The organism is Streptomyces sp. SCPE 10, from assembly GCF_051980735.1.
Lineage (GTDB): Bacteria > Actinomycetota > Actinomycetes > Streptomycetales > Streptomycetaceae > Streptomyces > Streptomyces misionensis.
In genome coordinates, this window is sequence record NZ_CP197069.1 from 4,121,365 (window position 1) to 4,137,693 (window position 16,329).

The 16,329-nt window shown below is 71.1% G+C and carries 15 protein-coding genes and 1 pseudogene; 6 read left to right on the forward strand and 10 right to left on the reverse strand.

The features are described from left to right. Nucleotides 1-78 precede the first annotated feature (78 nt). Nucleotides 79-1,665, reverse strand: coding sequence for an FAD-binding oxidoreductase (locus ACSP97_RS19120; RefSeq protein ID WP_440553492.1), 1,587 nt, complete (start codon nt 1,663-1,665; stop codon nt 79-81). 359 nt (nt 1,666-2,024) lie between these two features. Between ACSP97_RS19120 and pstS the strand changes: the two genes are divergently transcribed. The 4 genes from pstS (at nt 2,025) to pstB (ending at nt 6,156) form a co-directional block, all read left to right on the forward strand. Then, a complete protein-coding gene (pstS, locus tag ACSP97_RS19125) occupies nt 2,025-3,158 on the forward strand; it encodes a phosphate ABC transporter substrate-binding protein PstS (protein ID WP_355155432.1) in 1,134 nt (377 codons plus the stop codon). A 123-nt stretch (nt 3,159-3,281) separates the two neighbouring features. Next, on the forward strand, nt 3,282-4,286 hold the full coding sequence (gene pstC / locus ACSP97_RS19130) for a phosphate ABC transporter permease subunit PstC (protein WP_355533021.1): 1,005 nt from the start codon (nt 3,282-3,284) through the stop codon (nt 4,284-4,286). Next, nucleotides 4,283-5,344 (forward strand): phosphate ABC transporter permease PstA, encoded by a 1,062-nt coding sequence (gene pstA / locus ACSP97_RS19135; protein ID WP_355155436.1) that lies wholly within the window; start codon nt 4,283-4,285, stop codon nt 5,342-5,344. The genes pstC and pstA overlap by 4 nt, the downstream gene beginning before the upstream one ends. Before the next feature lie 35 nt (nt 5,345-5,379). Beyond that, nucleotides 5,380-6,156 (forward strand): phosphate ABC transporter ATP-binding protein PstB, encoded by a 777-nt coding sequence (pstB, locus tag ACSP97_RS19140; RefSeq protein ID WP_355155438.1) that lies wholly within the window; start codon nt 5,380-5,382, stop codon nt 6,154-6,156. A gap of 179 nt (nt 6,157-6,335) precedes the next feature. On the opposite strand, the gene ACSP97_RS19145 is transcribed toward pstB, so the two are convergent. Further along, a complete protein-coding gene (locus ACSP97_RS19145) occupies nt 6,336-7,334 on the reverse strand; it encodes an inorganic phosphate transporter (RefSeq protein ID WP_070025121.1) in 999 nt (332 codons plus the stop codon). Between the two features lie 7 nt (nt 7,335-7,341). Then, on the reverse strand, nt 7,342-7,962 hold the full coding sequence (locus tag ACSP97_RS19150) for a DUF47 domain-containing protein (protein ID WP_015493282.1): 621 nt from the start codon (nt 7,960-7,962) through the stop codon (nt 7,342-7,344). Nucleotides 7,963-8,196: 234 nt separating this feature from the next. On the opposite strand from ACSP97_RS19150, the gene ACSP97_RS19155 reads away from it, so the two are divergent. Then, nucleotides 8,197-8,541 (forward strand): metal-sensitive transcriptional regulator, encoded by a 345-nt coding sequence (locus ACSP97_RS19155; protein WP_070025122.1) that lies wholly within the window; start codon nt 8,197-8,199, stop codon nt 8,539-8,541. Nucleotides 8,542-8,613: 72 nt separating this feature from the next. Here ACSP97_RS19155 and ACSP97_RS19160 read toward each other — a convergent pair whose 3' ends face one another. Together ACSP97_RS19160 and ACSP97_RS19165 are read right to left on the reverse strand one after the other, a co-directional pair. Next, the gene (locus tag ACSP97_RS19160) at nt 8,614-8,793 is read right to left on the reverse strand and encodes a hypothetical protein (protein WP_355155440.1); all 180 of its coding nucleotides are present in this window, start codon (nt 8,791-8,793) and stop codon (nt 8,614-8,616) included. A 120-nt stretch (nt 8,794-8,913) separates the two neighbouring features. Continuing rightward, nucleotides 8,914-9,786, reverse strand: coding sequence for a hypothetical protein (locus tag ACSP97_RS19165; protein WP_355155442.1), 873 nt, complete (start codon nt 9,784-9,786; stop codon nt 8,914-8,916). Between the two features lie 113 nt (nt 9,787-9,899). On the opposite strand from ACSP97_RS19165, the gene ACSP97_RS19170 reads away from it, so the two are divergent. After that, the gene (locus ACSP97_RS19170; protein WP_355533019.1) at nt 9,900-10,070 is read left to right on the forward strand and encodes a hypothetical protein; all 171 of its coding nucleotides are present in this window, start codon (nt 9,900-9,902) and stop codon (nt 10,068-10,070) included. A 91-nt stretch (nt 10,071-10,161) separates the two neighbouring features. Here the strand turns inward: ACSP97_RS19170 and ACSP97_RS19175 are convergent, their stop codons facing one another. From ACSP97_RS19175 to ACSP97_RS19195, 5 genes and pseudogenes are all read right to left on the reverse strand, one after another. Next, on the reverse strand, nt 10,162-11,412 hold the full coding sequence (locus tag ACSP97_RS19175) for an IS701 family transposase (protein WP_440553496.1): 1,251 nt from the start codon (nt 11,410-11,412) through the stop codon (nt 10,162-10,164). A 78-nt stretch (nt 11,413-11,490) separates the two neighbouring features. Then, a pseudogene (locus ACSP97_RS19180) lies at nt 11,491-12,320 on the reverse strand (IS5 family transposase). A 40-nt stretch (nt 12,321-12,360) separates the two neighbouring features. Then, nucleotides 12,361-12,777: an NUDIX hydrolase gene (locus ACSP97_RS19185; protein ID WP_358274260.1), complete on the reverse strand. Its 417-nt coding sequence runs from the start codon at nt 12,775-12,777 to the stop codon at nt 12,361-12,363. Next, entirely contained in the window at nt 12,774-13,814 is a 1,041-nt protein-coding gene (locus tag ACSP97_RS19190; RefSeq protein ID WP_440553498.1) for a CHAD domain-containing protein, read from the reverse strand. The genes ACSP97_RS19185 and ACSP97_RS19190 overlap by 4 nt, the downstream gene beginning before the upstream one ends. Then, nucleotides 13,795-16,149: an RNA degradosome polyphosphate kinase gene (locus tag ACSP97_RS19195; RefSeq protein ID WP_440553500.1), complete on the reverse strand. Its 2,355-nt coding sequence runs from the start codon at nt 16,147-16,149 to the stop codon at nt 13,795-13,797. The genes ACSP97_RS19190 and ACSP97_RS19195 overlap by 20 nt, the downstream gene beginning before the upstream one ends. Between the last annotated feature and the right edge of the window lie 180 nt (nt 16,150-16,329).

The window sequence follows — 16,329 nt, forward strand, 5'->3', positions numbered from 1 at the left end:
CGTGCGCCGGCGACGAGCAGGCGGCTCGGGCCGACCGGCAGCCGATGACCGCCCCCGCGTGTCCGGTTCCCGACCCCTTCAGATCCCCTGCGCGTACGAGAAGAACCGCTGCGGGTCGTACTGCGCCTTCACCTGCGCCAGCCGGGCCGCCGCGTCCCCGTAGTACGCCTTGCGCCAGTTCGTCAGCGTCGGGTCCGTGTAGTTCTGGTACGCCGCGCCGGAGGCGTGCGGAGCCATGGCCTTGTGGGCCGACGTCAGCCAGGACTGGGCCGTCGCGCCGGAGGCGCCCGCCGGCCAGGACGCGATGTACTGGGCCAGCATGCGCGAGCGGCGGTGCACGAAGGCCGTGGCCGTCGGGGCGACCCGGTTCACCGCGCCGCCCAGCGCGGTGAAAGCGATGCTGCCCGCGCCGCCCCGCACGGAGGCGATCTGGTGGAGCACCGTCTGGATGCCCGCCGTGGACAGCGAGCGGTCGAAGAAGTCGGAGCGGGCCGCGTACGTCTCGCGGCCGAGCGCGCCGTGCGGGGAGCGGCCGGGCGTCGCGCCGGGCAGGTGGCACTGGGCCTGCGCCGAGAAGGAGGAGCAGCCGGCGTAGATCTCCATGGCCTGCTCGTAGCCCCGGCGGTGCAGGGAGACGGCGGAGGCGTTGGCGCCGGCCAGGTGGGCCAGGCGGTCCACGGCGTTCTGGAGCTCGCCGTACGTGCCGAGGGAGAAGCAGGAGACGGAGACGGCCGGGGTGCCGCCCGGGGAGCAGGACAGGTGCAGCGAGGACCAGATCTCGTCCGGCTGGCCCGGCCCCCACTCCTGCCAGGCCTTGAGCACCGCCGCCGCCTTCGACCACGGCCAGGACAGGTACGCGGTCACCGCCTGCGGCGCCGGATGCGTCCTGAAGTGCAGCTCGGTGACGACGCCGAAGTTGCCGTTGCCCGCGCCGCGCAGCGCCCAGAAGAGATCGGAGTGGTTCTTGGCGTCGGCGGTCAGCTGCCGGCCGTCGGCCGTGATCAGCGTGGCCTGGGTGAGGCTGTCGCAGGTCAGTCCGTAGGCGCGGGAGACGACGCCGTGGCCGCCGCCGAGCACCAGGCCGGAGACGCCGACCGTGGGGCAGGAGCCGGCGGGTATGGTCACGCCCTTCGCGGCCAGCCCCCGGTAGACGTCGATCAGCTTGGCGCCGGCGCCGACCACCGCCTGGCCGCCGCTCACCCGGATCCCGCCCAGCCGGGAGACGTCCACGACGAGGCGGTTGTCGCCGGAGGAGTAACCGGCGTAGGAGTGGCCGCCGTTGCGGATCGACACCGGTATGTGCCGGGCCTTCGCGTACGACAGGACCGTACGGATGTCGGCGGCGTGCGCGACGTAGGCGACCGCGGCGGGCTTCAGCCCGTCGAAGCGGGTGTTGTACAGCTGGTGGGCCGTCTTCCACTGGGCGTCGCCCGGGCGGACCAGGGTGCCGTCGAGGTCGTGGGCGAGGGCGGTCCAGTCCGCGGCCGCGCTCGCGGCGGTGCTCGCGGTGGTGGTCCTCGCGGCCGTGAGCGACGGCGCGGCGGTCCCGGACCCGCCCGAGGGGTGTGTCGAGGCCGCCGCGGGATGACTCCCGCCCGTACCGCACGCGGTCACCGCCGTCGCCAGCGCGGCCACGCCGCCCGAGATGAACGTACGCCGTTCCATGTGTCCATCGCCTTTCCGCGGCCCTCATGGCCTCCGCGGGCCCCCTGACCCCCGTGTGGCCCCCGCGAATCGAGACGACGGCGCGCGCCGCGGGGTTCCCCCGTACGGGTGCCGGACATCGCACGGGTGTCCGTCCGGCCGGTCGCCGGGATCCGGGCGTGGCCTCCCCGTGAGCGTTCCGTTACCTCACCGGGCCGACGGCAGGGGTTCACCCGTCGTTCATGCACGGCCTTCGGCGGCTTCACCTGATCTGCCTAATTTCGGCCGTACCCGGTGCGGAGTGCGGTGATGGATGCGCTCCCGCACCCACGACTTCGCACGCCGCCGACAGCGGCGGCTCCTGGAAGGAACTCCCGAACGTGAAGCTTCAGCGCAAGAACCGGCTGCGCGCCCTGACTCTCGGTGCTGTCGCCGTCTCCGGCGCCCTGGCCCTGACGGCGTGCGGCTCCGACGACAACGGCGGCGGTTCCAAGGCCTCGGGCAACTCGTCCTCGGCCGCCAACGCTTCCTCGATCAAGTGCGACGGCGCCAAGGGGCAGCTGCTCTCCGACGGTTCTTCCGCGCAGAAGAACGCGATCGACGCCTGGGTCAAGAACTTCTCGCAGGCCTGTGGTGTGCAGATCAACTACAAGGCCGGCGGTTCCGGCGCCGGCGTGACCTCCTTCACACAGGGTCAGATCCCGTGGGCGGGCTCCGACTCGGCGCTCAAGCCCGAAGAGGTCGCCGCGTCCAAGAAGGTCTGCAACGGCGGCCAGGGCATCGACCTGCCGATGGTCGGCGGTCCGATCGCCATCGGCTACAACCTGAACGGCGTGGACAACCTGGTCCTGGACGCCCCGACGCTCGCCAAGATCTTCGACGGCAAGATCACCAACTGGAACGACCAGGCGATCAAGAAGCTGAACCCCTCGGCGAAGCTCCCCGACCTGAAGATCCAGGCCTTCCACCGCTCGGACGACTCCGGCACCACGGACAACTTCACCAAGTACCTGATCGCCACCGCCCCGAACGACTGGAAGTACTCCGGCGGCAAGACCTGGCAGGCCAAGGGCGGCCAGTCCGCCGCGCAGTCCTCCGGCGTGGCCCAGCAGGTCAAGCAGACCAACGGCGCCATCGGCTACTTCGAGCTGTCCTACGTCGGCGACGGCATCAAGCCGGTGAGCATCGACACCGGTGCCGCCCAGCCGGTCGCCCCCAGCACCGAGAGCGCCACCAAGGCCATCGCCGACGCCAAGGTCGTCGGCACCGGCAGCGACCTCTCGCTGAAGCTGAACTACAACACCAAGGCCGACGGCGCCTACCCGATCACCCTGGTGACGTACGAGATCGCCTGCGACAAGGGCAACAAGGCCGACACGCTGCCCACCGTCAAGTCCTTCCTCAACTACATGGCGTCCGAGGACGGCCAGAAGCTGCTCAGCGGCATCGACTACGCGCCGATGCCCGACGCGATCATCAGCAAGGTCCGCAGCACCATCGCGACCCTGAGCTGACCCGATCCGAGAGTGCGGCCCGGTTCCCACGGCCTCCCCGCGGGCCGGGCCGCACCGTCCGGTGCACCGCCGCCACGAGCCGCGCGCCCCTTCGGCGGACGGCTCCGCAGACCGGAGAACCCGATGGACACAACGAAGACAACCGACGCCCCTCCCCCCACGTCCCAGCCGTCCGCGAACCCCCAGAAGCGTGTGAACCGCGGCGCCACCCGCCCCGGCGACCGCGTCTTCCTCGGCCTGTCCCGCGGCTCCGGCATCCTGCTGCTGGTGATCATGGCCGCGATCGCGGTCTTCCTCACCTACCGCGCGTCCCTCGCGATCAGCAAGGACCACGGCAACTTCCTGACCACCTTCGAGTGGAACACCAACCTGGTCCCGCCGTCCTTCGGCATCGCGGTCCTGGCCTTCGGCACGGTGGTCTCCTCGGTCATCGCCATGGTCCTGGCCGTGCCGGTCGCGGTCGCCATCGCGCTGTTCCTCACCCACTACGCCCCGCGCCGGATGAGCGGCCCCGTCGCGTACGTGATCGACCTGCTCGCCGCCGTGCCGTCCATCGTCTACGGCCTGTGGGGCGCCCTGATCCTCGTACCGCACCTGAACGGCCTGTTCGGCTGGCTCGACGAGTACCTCGGCTGGACCGGCATCTTCTCCTGGCAGGGCGGCGCGCCCCGCTCGATGCTCACCGTGGGCATCCTGCTCGCGATCATGATCCTGCCGATCATCACCAACGTGAGCCGTGAGGTCTTCCGGCAGGTCCCGCAGATGCACGAGGAGGCCGCCCTGGCCCTCGGCGCCACGCGCTGGGAGGTCATCCGCATGTCGGTGCTGCCCTTCGGCCGCTCCGGTGTGATCTCCGCCTCGATGCTCGGCCTCGGCCGCGCCCTCGGCGAGACGATGGCCGTGGCCACCGTGCTGTCGCCGACCTTCGCCATCCAGACCAGCCTGCTCGACCCGGGCGGCGGCACCTTCGCCCAGAACATCGCCAGCAAGTTCGGCGAGGCGACGCAGGACGGCCGGGACGCGCTGATCGCCTCCGGTCTCGTCCTGTTCGTCATCACCCTGCTGGTCAACGGCGCGGCCCGCGCGATCATCGCCCGCCGCAAGGAGTACTCGGGGGCCAACGCATGAGCACCGCAGCCGCAACCGACAAGCGCGGCAGCTCGCTGCGCAGCGCAAGCCTGCCGAAGTGGTCGCCGTGGGCGATCGCCGGCGGCTCGATCGTGGTCGCGATCGGCATCGGCGCGGGCGCCGGGCTGACCAGCCACATCCAGTGGGGTCTGATAGCCGCGCTGCTGTTCGTCCTCGGCACGTACGTCATCGCCTCCGCGGTGGAGGGCCGGCGGCAGGCCAAGGACCGCATCGCCACCTCGCTGGTGTGGGTCGCCTTCCTGCTCGCCGTGGTCCCGCTGGTGTCCCTGGTCTGGACGACCGTCAAGCGCGGTGTGAAGGTCCTCGACCCGTACTTCCTGACGCACTCCATGGGCGTCGTCGCCGACTCCGAGCCGGGCGGCGGCATCTACCACGCGATCATCGGCAGCCTGGAGCAGGTCGGCCTCGCCACCCTGATCGGCGCCCCGGTCGGCGTGCTCACCGCGATCTACCTGGTGGAGTACGGCCGCGGCGGCCTCGCCCGAGCGGTCACCTTCTTCGTCGACGTGATGACGGGCATCCCGTCGATCGTCGCGGGCCTGTTCATCCTCAGCCTGATGCTGATGGCCGACATGCAGCCCTTCGGCTTCGCCGGTTCGCTGGCGCTGGCCATCCTGATGATGCCGGTCGTGGTCCGCTCCACGGAGGAGATGCTCAAGCTCGTGCCGAACGAGCTGCGCGAGGCGTCGCTGGCGCTCGGCGTGCCCAAGTGGCGCACCATCCTCAAGGTGGTCCTGCCGACCTCCATCGGCGGCATCACCACGGGCATCATGCTGGCGATCGCCCGTATCGCGGGTGAGACGGCGCCGGTCCTGCTGCTGGTGTGGGGCAACTCCTTCATCAACAACAACCCGTTCTCGGGTGCCCAGCAGGCGCTGCCGCTGTACATCTACCAGCAGTACTCGCAGAGCTCCGGTTCCACGGCGGCGTACGACCGCGCCTGGGCGGCCTCGCTCACGCTGATCGCCTTCGTGATGATCCTCAACCTGGCGGCCCGCGGCATCGCCCGCTGGAAGGCCCCGAAGACCGGTCGCTGAAGCGGCCTCGGCGACTGACGGAAGTGAAGCAAGCAATGGCCAAGCGAATCGACGTAAGCGGCCTGACCGCGTACTACGGCACCCACAAGGCGATCGAGGACATCTCGATGACGGTCGAGCCGCGCTCGGTGACGGCGTTCATCGGGCCGTCCGGCTGCGGCAAGTCGACGTTCCTGCGCACGCTCAACCGCATGCACGAGGTCACCCCGGGCGGCCGGGTCGAGGGCAAGGTGCTCCTCGACGACGAGGACCTGTACGGCACCGGGGTCGACCCCGTGTCGGTGCGGCGCGAGGTGGGCATGGTCTTCCAGCGCCCGAACCCCTTCCCCACGATGTCGATATTCGACAACGTGGCGGCCGGACTGCGGCTGAACGGCGACTACAAGAAGAGCGAGCTGAACGACATCGTCGAGAAGTCGCTCAAGGGCGCGAACCTCTGGAACGAGGTGAAGGACCGCCTGAACAAGCCGGGTGCCGGCCTCTCCGGCGGCCAGCAGCAGCGGCTGTGCATCGCGCGGGCGATCGCCGTCGAGCCCAAGGTGCTTCTGATGGACGAGCCGTGCTCGGCGCTGGACCCGATCTCCACCCTCGCCATCGAGGACCTGATCGGCGAGCTGAAGGAGCGCTTCACGATCGTCATCGTGACGCACAACATGCAGCAGGCGGCGCGTGTCTCCGACCGCACGGCCTTCTTCAACCTCGCGGCGGTCGGCCAGCCCGGCCGGCTGATCGAGATCGACGACACGGAGCGGATCTTCTCCAACCCGTCGGTCCAGGCGACGGAGGACTACATCTCCGGCCGCTTCGGCTGAGCCGGCACCAACTCCTCGCGGTGCTGCATGGCGGTGCCACCGCGAGGGCGCGAAGGGCCCGCCCCTGGCTCCCGGGGGCGGGCCCCTTCACGTGCGCCCGCGCGGCCGCCGCCGGGACGCGAAACGCCCACCCGCCAGTGTCGGCGGGTGGGCGCGGGCGGTCGGGCGGCGAGGCCGGACTAGAGCACCGTCAGCTTCACGAGGCCGAAGACCAGGGCGGCGACCAGGGCCGCGGCCGGCATGGTGATGAACCAGCCCAGGACGATGTTCTTGGCCACGCCCCAGCGCACCGCGTTCACGCGCTTCGTCGCGCCGACGCCCATGATCGCCGAGGTGATGACGTGCGTCGTGGAGATCGGCGCCTTGAAGAGGTACGCCGTGCCGAACATGATCGACGCGCCGGTCGCCTCCGCCGCGAAACCCTGCGGCGGATCCAGCTCGATGATCTTGCGGCCCATGGTGCGCATGATCCGCCAGCCGCCGGCGTACGTACCGAGCGACATCATGATGGCCGAGACCAGCTTCACCCAGACCGGGATCGGGTCGCCGAACGTCTCGTTGCCGGCGATCACCAGCGCCATCACCACGACACCCATCGTCTTCTGGGCGTCCTGGAGGCCGTGGCCGAGCGCCATGCCCGCCGCCGAGACGGTCTGGGCTATGCGGAAGCCCCGCTTGGCCTTGTGCGGATTGGCGCGCCGGAACAGCCACATGATCAGCAGCATCACCAGATAGCCGACGACCAGACCGACCACCGGCGACAGGAACATCGGCACGATGACCTTGTCGACCACGCCGTCCCAGTGCACCGCCGTACCGCCCGCGAGGGCCGCGCCCACCAGGCCGCCGAACAGCGCGTGCGAGGAGGACGAGGGCAGGCCGAAGTACCAGGTGGTCAGGTTCCAGACGATCGCGCCGATGAGCGCGGCGAAGAGGATGCCCATCCCCAGCCCGCCCGAGGGTGTCTCGATCAGACCCTCGCTGACCGTCTTGGCGACCCCGGAGCCGAGGAACGCACCGGCGAGGTTCATCACCGCGGCCATCGCCAGCGCCGCCCGCGGGGTCAGCGCCCGCGTGGAGACCGAGGTGGCGATCGCGTTCGCCGAGTCGTGGAAGCCGTTGGTGTACGTGAAGAGAAGCGCGACCGCGACGGTCACGATCAGAGCCAGGGTGTCCATCGACGCCTCAGGACTCCTTGACGGCGATGGTCTCCACCGTGTTCGCCACGTGCTCGAAAGCGTCCGCCGCCTCTTCCAGCACATCCACGATCTGCTTGAGCTTCAGCACCTCGATGGCGTCGTACTTGCCGTTGAAGAGGTGGGCCAGCAGCTTGCGGTGGATCTGGTCGGCCTGGTTCTCCAGACGGTTGACCTCGATCCAGTACTCGGTGAGGTTGTCCATGGTGCGGAGGTTCGGCATCGCCTCCGCGGTCAGCTCGGCCGCGCGGGCCAGCACCTCGATCTGCTGCTCGACGCCCTTGGGCAGCTCCTCGACGTTGTAGAGGACGACGAGGTCGACGGCCTCCTCCATGAAGTCCATGATGTCGTCCAGGGAACCGGCGAGGGCGTAGATGTCCTCCCGGTCGAACGGCGTGATGAACGAGGAGTTGAGCTGGTGGAAGATCGCGTGCGTGGCGTCGTCACCTGCGTGTTCCGCTGCCCGCATACGCTCCGCGATCTCGGCTCGGGCGGAGGAGTCCGCCCCGAGCAGTTCCATCAGGAGTTTCGAGCCGGTGACGATGTTGTCCGCGGATGCGGCGAACATGTCGTAGAAGCTCGTCTCCCTGGGGGTCAGACGAAAGCGCACGTGGGGTCCTCGGGGTGCTTCGGTTTCGGTCAGGCTGATGCTAGGCGCATCATCCGGCCACGGCTATCGGGCCGCCCTCCAGTGTCGCCCATGAAGCGCGGCGATCATCACGGGGGCGTACCAAGGCCCCCATACCCAGCAAAATTCGGTACCATATACCCAGTAGGGGTATGCCGGGCGGTATGTCCCCCCGGTGTGTGACCGAAAACACCCGTCCCGAGATGGAGGCCCGCGATGACGACGACCGAGGCCGGCGCCACGGCACCCTCCGAGCACACGGACGGCGCCGAACACGTCACGCACGGCTATCACAAGCAGAAGGACGAGCACCTCAAGCGGCTGCGCCGGATCGAGGGGCAGATCCGGGGTCTGCAGCGGATGGTCGACGAGGACACCTACTGCATCGACATACTCACCCAGGTCTCCGCCTCCACCAAGGCGCTGCAGTCCTTCGCGCTCCAGCTGCTGGAGGAGCACCTGCGGCACTGCGTGGCGGACGCGGCCCTCGCGGGCGGGAACCAGATCGACGAGAAGGTGGACGAGGCGACGAAGGCGATCGGCCGGCTGCTGCGCACCTGAGCCCCCGCCGCCGTTCCGTCCCGCGCGGGGCGTCCCCGCCCCGCGTCGGAGTCCCTGCCGGGCGCCGCGCGCTCACTGCGCGCGGCGCTCGCGTTCTTGCCGTTCGACGCGGAGCACCTCGTCGATGCTTTCCAGGCTGAGCCGGTCCTCGGCGGCCGAGGCCGCGATGATCAGCTCGCCGCACAGCTCGATCTCGGCGAGGGCCACGTGGTCCTGAACCGCCGTACCGCCGACCGCCGCCACCCGCCTCACCTCTTCCCTGCCGTCACCGAACTCCTAGGGTAGGCAGCCTCTTACCTACCGCGCATGGCACGGACGGGCTACTTGCAAGAGGGCGCCTGGGACTAGTGCGGGGCGGGAAGTCGGCCGGATTCAGGCCCCGTTGGCTCCGCCGTCCTCCGCGATCCGGCCCGCGTAGATGTCCCGCTCGCGCGGCAGGGCGACCACGGCGGGGGCGCCGAAGCCGTACAGCAGGGTGGTCGAGGCGACCGCCACCGGTGTCTTCTGCCGGCCGTTGACGAAGCTGAAGCGCTGGCGCAGCTTGCGCAGCCGGCCCTGGTCGTCGAGATAGGCGTCGAAGGGCACCTCGGCCGTGGCGAACCCTTTCGCCGCCGCGGCCAGCGACCGCCGTACGTCGGCCGGGGCGTGCCGGGCCGCGCGGGTCAGGTCCGCGGTGCCCCGGTAGTGCCGCACGGGGGTGCCGCCGACCTCGGTGCGGCCGACGTAGGCGGCCTCCCGGGTGCCGCGCAGCACCTCGGCCGCCGTGTAGGGGTCGGTGACGCCGCCGGTGACGAGGTTGCCGTCGGAGAGGGTGGCCGTCTCCACCCGTACCCATTTGTCGGCGGGCACCCCGGCCCCGCGGTTCTTCATGAACAGGGCGCCGGGTGCCAGGAGTTCGGTGATGGGCCGGTGCTCGGCGGCGCCGGCCGGGTCCTCGGGGAGGACGACGGTGAGCCGGCCGAGCCGGTGGGCGTAGTCGTAGACGCCCTTGCCGCGGATGGTGACCCGGGTGCCGCCGGTGGCCATCTCCATGGCCGTACTGGCCTTGGAGGTGCCCGCGGCGCGCAGGGTGTCGGCGGCGCCGGTCAGCAGGGCGACCGGATCGCCCCCGCCGCTGCGGACGCCCTCCGCGGCGGCGCCGCGGCCGGAACAGCCGGTGGCGCCCGCGCCCAGGGCGAGGGTGGCGAGGGTGGCGCCCAGTGCGACGGCCGTCCTGCCCGTGAGTCTGTGCTGCCGCCGTTCCATGGTCTGCCTTCCCCCAGCCGGTACGTCCGTCACGGGCCCCTGTCGTTCCGGTTAACGACGGGTAGGGGACTGCCGTCACGCCCCCGTCCGGGGGCCTCGGTACCGTGGACGGCGTGGCGCAGGAGGACGGGCAGGACCATCTGACGACGACGACCGAGCAGGGCCGCTTCTGCGTGGCCCGGTGCAGCTGCGGCTGGCGCGGACCGGCCCGCAGGGCCCGCAGCCAGGCCCGTACGGACGCGGCGGCGCACGCGGGCTCGGCCGCGGCCGACGAGAGGCCCTAGTACTCCAGCAGCGGTTCGTGTTCTGAGGTGCGTTTTCGGTAGTGGCATCGGCGGGCGACGGCTTGGTGGTGTCTTCTCCAGGCTGACCACTTCAGTGCGTGGGTGACGGGGTCGCGGTTGGCTCGTGGGTGAGGCAGGAGAGTGTCCAGGAGCCGCCGGATCTCTGCCACGGTGAGCGGGACGAGGGCTGATCCGTTTCTGCAGCCCCCTTTGCGGCCTCGCCGCCGGCCCGGGGTCGTGCTGCGAGTGCGGCAAGGACGGCATGAGCGAGCATCGCCAGGGTGATGTGCCGATACCAGCCGGGATAGCGGCGGACCTCGTACTCGTCCAGGCCGCATTCGTTCTTCGCGGCCTGGAAGCACTCCTCGATCGCCCAGCGGGACCCGGCCACCTGGGCCAGTTCAGCGATCTCAACACTCACCGGGGCGTAGGCCAGGTAGTAGGCCACCTCTTCAGGGTCGGACAGGCTGCGGCGGGCCATCACCCAGCGGTGATGGGTCGGCGGGTCGGGGTCGAAGATGATGTTGGCGGGCAGCTTGGCCCCGGCCCAGTCGTAGATCCGCGGACCCTTCGCCCCGTCACCGCAGGACAGTCGCTGCCAGGCATCACCGGGCGCTTCATCGATGAGCTGGTCGATGCGCCAGATGCCCGCCAGGGACTTGATCTGCTGCGACTTGGGCACCGCCACCACATAACCGATGTCGAGTTGCTCGAGCAGGCGGCGGAAGTGCCAGTCCTGCCCGTAGGCCTCGTCCGCGGTGACCCAAGTGGCGGGCAGGCTGGCGGCCAGGCAGCGGCGGACGATGTTCCGGGCCAGCTCTCCCTTGGTCGCGAAGCCGCGTTCGTCGGGGATCTTCGCCGCCCGGCAGCGGTCACGATCCAAGGTCCAGGCTTTGGGCAGGTAGAGCTCCCGGTCGACCAGGGCCCGGCCCGAGCGGGTGGCGTAGGCGGCGAACACCCCGATCTGGCAGTTGTCGATCTTTCCCGATGTTCCGGTGTACTGCCGGCCGACCCCGGCCGAGGTGGTGCCCTTCTTGATGAACCCGGTGTCGTCAATGATCAACACGCCATTGGGGCCGAGGGACTCACCGACGTAGGCGCGGACGTCGTCGCGCAGGGCGTCGGCGTCCCAGACGCTGCTGTTCAGCAGCCGCTGGAAGCCGTCGGGAGTGCGATGACCTGCCCACTCCGCGAGCTGCCAGCCGTTCTTCCGTGCCGCTTGGCCCAGCAGACCGCGGACGTAGTCCCGCATCCGCCACCGCAGATCCGCCCGCCCGAACCGGCCCGCCACTCGGGCGAACACCGACTCCAACTCGTCAGCCCAGCAACCGACTTCAATCATCCCCTCCATACCAGGACAACGACAACCACCAGCTCAAGACACGAACCGCTGCTGGAGTACTAGGTCGTGTCCGTAAAGTCAGGGGAGCCAGAGCAGTAGGCAGGCGATGGTGACCATGGCCTGGTAGTGGCGGGCGCGTTTGTCGTAGCGGGTGGCCAGGGCCTTGTGGTGTTTGAGCTTGTTGAAGCAGCGCTCGACGACGTTGCGGCGCCGGTAGGCGGCCCGGTCGAGTCGGCAGAGGCTCTCGCCGCGGCGGAGGCGGCCGTTGATCTGGTCGATCCGTTCGGGGATCACGGCCTTGATGCCTCGGCGGCGGAGGTAGGAGCGGATCTTCGCGGACGAGTAGCCCTTGTCGGCGGCGACCCGCTCGGGTCGGGTCCTGGGCCGGCCGGGACCGCACCGCTGGACGCGGATGCGGGCCATGACCTGCTCGAACTGGGTGCAGTCGTTGACGTTCCCGGCCGTGATCGTGAAGGCGAGGGGCCGGCCCTGGCCGTCGCAGGCGAGGTGGATCTTCGTGGTCAGCCCGCCGCGGGACCGGCCGATCGCCTCGCCCGGCCAGGGCCCCCTTTTCGGGCCCCGGCCGCGTGCTGGTGGGCCCGCACGGTGGTGGAGTCGACGCACGCGATGGTCCAGTCGACCGTGCCGACGGCATCCGAGTGCTGCTGGACACGGGCCAGGAGCCGGTCCCAGGTTCCGTCGGCCGACCAGCGGCGGAAGCGCTCGTAGACCGTCTTCCACGGCCCGTACCGCTCGGGCAGGTCCCGCCAGGCCGCACCCGTGGACAGCTTCCACAGAATCCCGTTCACCACCTGACGGCGGTCCCGCACCGGCCTGCCCATCCGCGACGGAGCCAGCAACGGCTCGATCACCGCCCACGACTCATCAGTCAGCTCATGACGACGCACCACGAACAGACCAACGAGCCCACCACTTTACGGACAAGGCCTAGGGCCGCTCTTCGAGCACGGCGAGCAGCGCGTCCACCAGGCCGCGGTCGTGGTCGTGGGTGAGGCGGGCGCGGGCGGCGGCGGGGGCCAGCCACAGGACGCGGTCGACCTCGTGGTTGGGGACGAAGCCGCCCGTCGCGGCCCGCGCCGCCCAGTAGCGCACCTGCTTGGGGCGGGCGTCCACCAGGTAGCGCAGCGTGGGCAGTTCCGCGCCCGGCTCCGCCGTGTACCCGGTCTCCTCCGCGACCTCCCGCAGCGCGCCCGCGAGCGCGTCCTCGCCGGGTTCCAGCTTGCCCTTGGGGTGCGACCAGTCGTCGTACTTGGGCCGGTGCACCAGGCACAGCTCCAGGGCGCCGTCGGCCGGGGCGCGGCGCCACAGGACGCAGCCCGCCGCCAGGATCGGGGTGTCGCTCACACCGCCTCCACCGTCTCCTTCTGCCAGGCCCGCTGGAACGCGAACCTGGACGCCTCCACCTCGTGCCGCTGGTCGGCGTGGAGCACGCCGAGAGCGTATGCCGTCGCGGGGGCGATCCGCGGGGTGCGGGCCGCCTGGGCCGCCGCCGCGGCGGCCTCGGAGGCGTCGCGGTGCCGGTCGAGCGCCTGCCCGGCCGCCAGGATCCGTACGTCGGCGGCTGCGTCGCCGTGCAGCACCTCTCGGGCGTACCGGTGCAGGCGCAGCAGCAGGCGGACCTGGTGCCAGGGGCCGTCCTGGGGGTGCGGGGACGGGTCCGGGGACAGGCCGTGGACCAGGGCCTGCGCGTTGTACGGGTGGCCCGCGGTGAGCAGGGGCAGGGCGGCGACGGCGTCCGTCAGGCGCTCCCGCGCGGCGGCGGCCAGGGGGTGCAGCCCGGTGACGGGCGCGGCCGGGGCGAGCGGGACCTCGCTGGCGAGCACGGCGACCTTGTCGGCGACGGCGTGGAAGCGGCTGGAGCCCAGTGCCTGGAGGGCGGTGGAGTGGGCCCTGGTCCGGGCGAGGGTGAGCTGCCGGTCCAGCAGCGCACCGGCCTTGGCGGCGCCGACGGTGAGACTGGCGCGGTCCGTCGCGGCCGGCGGCCCGCCTCCCGGTCCGGCCGGCGCCCGGTCCGGGAGCGCCGCCGCCCCCGACAGCCGGTGCAGCGCCTGCAACAGCCTCTCCAGCCGGGCCTCGTACGCCTGCTCCAGGGCCAGGGTGCCGGACACCCAGGCCAGTTCGGGGCGCAACGACTCCGTCCAGGCGGGGTCGAGGAGCGGGCGGTAGGTGTGCAGGCTGGCGCTGATGCGGCGGGCCGAGCGGCGCAGGGCGCTGGCCGCGTCCACGGACTCCTCGCCGCCGCCCGCGGCGCCGCCGGTCTCCCGGTGCAGCCGCAGGGCGCGCAGGAACTCCGTGGCCTGGGCCCGGAGGTAGCCCGCGAGGGCGTCCCCGGTCGCCGTGCCGGCCGTGGGGTCCGCCGGGTCAAGGTGTTGCTGTGCCACGCCGGCGCCTCCGGGCGTCTATGAGCATCTCCTGGATGTTGCGCAGGGGCTGGCCGTCCGCGTCGGTCGCGTGCCGCGTCCACTCGCCGTCCGGGCCGAGGTGCCAGGACGCGGTGGCGTCGGACATGCCGGTGTCCAGCAGCCGGTTGAGGGCCGCGCGGTGGCCGGGGTCCACGACCCGCACCAGGGCCTCGATCCGCCGGTCGAGGTTGCGGTGCATCATGTCGGCGCTGCCGATCCACACCTCGGGCTCGCCGCCGTTGCCGAAGGCGAACACCCGGGAGTGCTCCAGGAAGCGGCCGAGCACGGAGCGGACCCGGATGTTCTCCGACAGCCCGGGCACGCCGGGCCGGATCGCGCAGATGCCGCGGACCCACACGTCCACCGGCACACCCGCCTGGGAGGCGCGGTAGAGGGCGTCGACGACCGCCTCGTCCACCATCGAGTTGACCTTGATGCGGACGAACGCGGGGCGGCCCGCACGGTGGTGCTGGACCTCCTTGTTGATCCGCGAGATCAGGCCGTCGCGCAGGGACTTGGGGGCGACGAGCAGCCGGCGGTAGGTTTCCCGGCGGGAGTAGCCGGACAGCCGGTTGAACAGGTCGGAGAGGTCCGCGCCGACCTGGGGGTCGGCGGTGAGCAGGCCGAGGTCCTCGTACAGCCGGGCGGTCTTGGGGTGGTAGTTGCCGGTGCCGACGTGGCTGTAGCGGCGCAGGGTCTCGCCCTCCTGGCGGACCACCAGCGACAGCTTGCAGTGCGTCTTCAGGCCGACCAGGCCGTAGACGACGTGGCAGCCGGCCTCCTCCAGCTTCTTCGCCCACTTGATGTTGGCGTGCTCGTCGAAGCGGGCCTTGATCTCGACCAGCACCAGTACCTGCTTGCCGGACTCGGCCGCGTCTATCAGCGCGTCGACGATCGGGGAGTCGCCGGAGGTGCGGTACAGGGTCTGCTTGATCGCGAGGACGTCCGGGTCGTCCGCGGCCTGCTGGAGGAAGGCCTGCACGGAGGTGGAGAAGCTGTCGTACGGGTGGTGCAGCAGCACGTCCCGCTGGCGCAGCGCCGCGAAGATGTCCGGCGGGGAGGCGGACTCGACCTCGGCGAGGTCGCGGTGGGTGCCCGCGACGAACTTGGGGTACTTCAGCTCGGGCCGGTCCAGGCCGTGGATGCGGAACAGGCCGGTGAGGTCGAGCGGGCCGGGCAGCGGGTAGACCTCGGCCTCGGAGATCTTCAGCTCGCGCACCAGCAGGTCGAGCACCTCGCGGTCGATGGACTCCTCGACCTCCAGGCGTACCGGCGGCCCGAAGCGGCGCCGCATGAGTTCCTTCTCCAGGGCCTGGAGGAGGTTCTCGGCGTCGTCCTCCTCGACCTCCAGGTCCTCGTTGCGGGTGAGCCGGAAGGCGTGGTGCTCCAGCACCTCCATGCCCGGGAACAGCTCTTCCAGGTGCGCGGCGATGACGTCCTCGACGGGGACGTACCGGCCGGGGCTGGACTCCAGGAAGCGGGAGAGCAGCGGTGGCACCTTGACGCGCGCGAAGTGCCTGTGGCCGCTGACCGGGTTGCGCACGACGACGGCCAGGTTCAGGGACAGGCCGGAGATGTACGGGAAGGGGTGCGCGGGGTCGACGGCCAGCGGGGTGAGGACGGGGAAGATCTGGTGCCGGAAGAGCGTGAACAGGCGGGCCTGTTCCTTGTCGGTCAGCTCGCTCCAGCGGACCAGGTGGATGCCCTCCTCGGCGAGCGCGGGGGCGACGTCCTCGTGGTAGCAGGCGGCGTGCCGGGCCATCAGCTCGCGCGAGCGGGCCCAGATCATCTCCAGCACCTCGCGCGGCTGGAGGCCGGAGGCGGAGCGGGTGGCCACGCCGGTGGCGATGCGACGCTTCAGTCCGGCCACCCGGACCATGAAGAACTCGTCCAGGTTGCTGGCGAAGATCGCGAGGAAGTTGGCGCGCTCCAGCAGGGGCGTCTCCGGGTCCTCGGCCAGTTCCAGGACGCGTTCGTTGAAGGCGAGCCAGCTGCGTTCCCGGTCGAGGAACCGGCCGTGGGGCAGCGGGGCGCCGTCGGCCCCGGACTCCACGTACGCGTCGAGGTCCGCGTCGATGTCGGGTTCCAGGTCGGAGACCGCGGCGGCCACCGTGTGCGGGCGGTGCGCGGCGATGGAGCCCACGGAGGGCTGCGGGTGCTGTGCCTCTGCCTGGGTGTCTTGCTGACTCATGGACCCATTCTTCCGCGCGACCGGGCTCACGGGCGCGTCGGAACGTGCGGGCGGGAGCGTCGTGGTCCCGTTCCCCGCGGGCCCCTCGGGGGGCGGCGAAGGTTCTGGCACGTCGGGTCTCATTGGCCGAGCGTCGCAAGCCCGTCTGAATCGACGGTTACGGCGACATGACGTGCGGGATAGCGGGGGGCGGCTCCCGGGGGTCCCGGCCCGGATTCCGGGGAGTCCTCGACGGCTCCGGCCCCGGCCGGCCGGGACCGCGCGGACGCGCGCGGCGGCGTACGGTCCCGGAGCCGGGCGGCG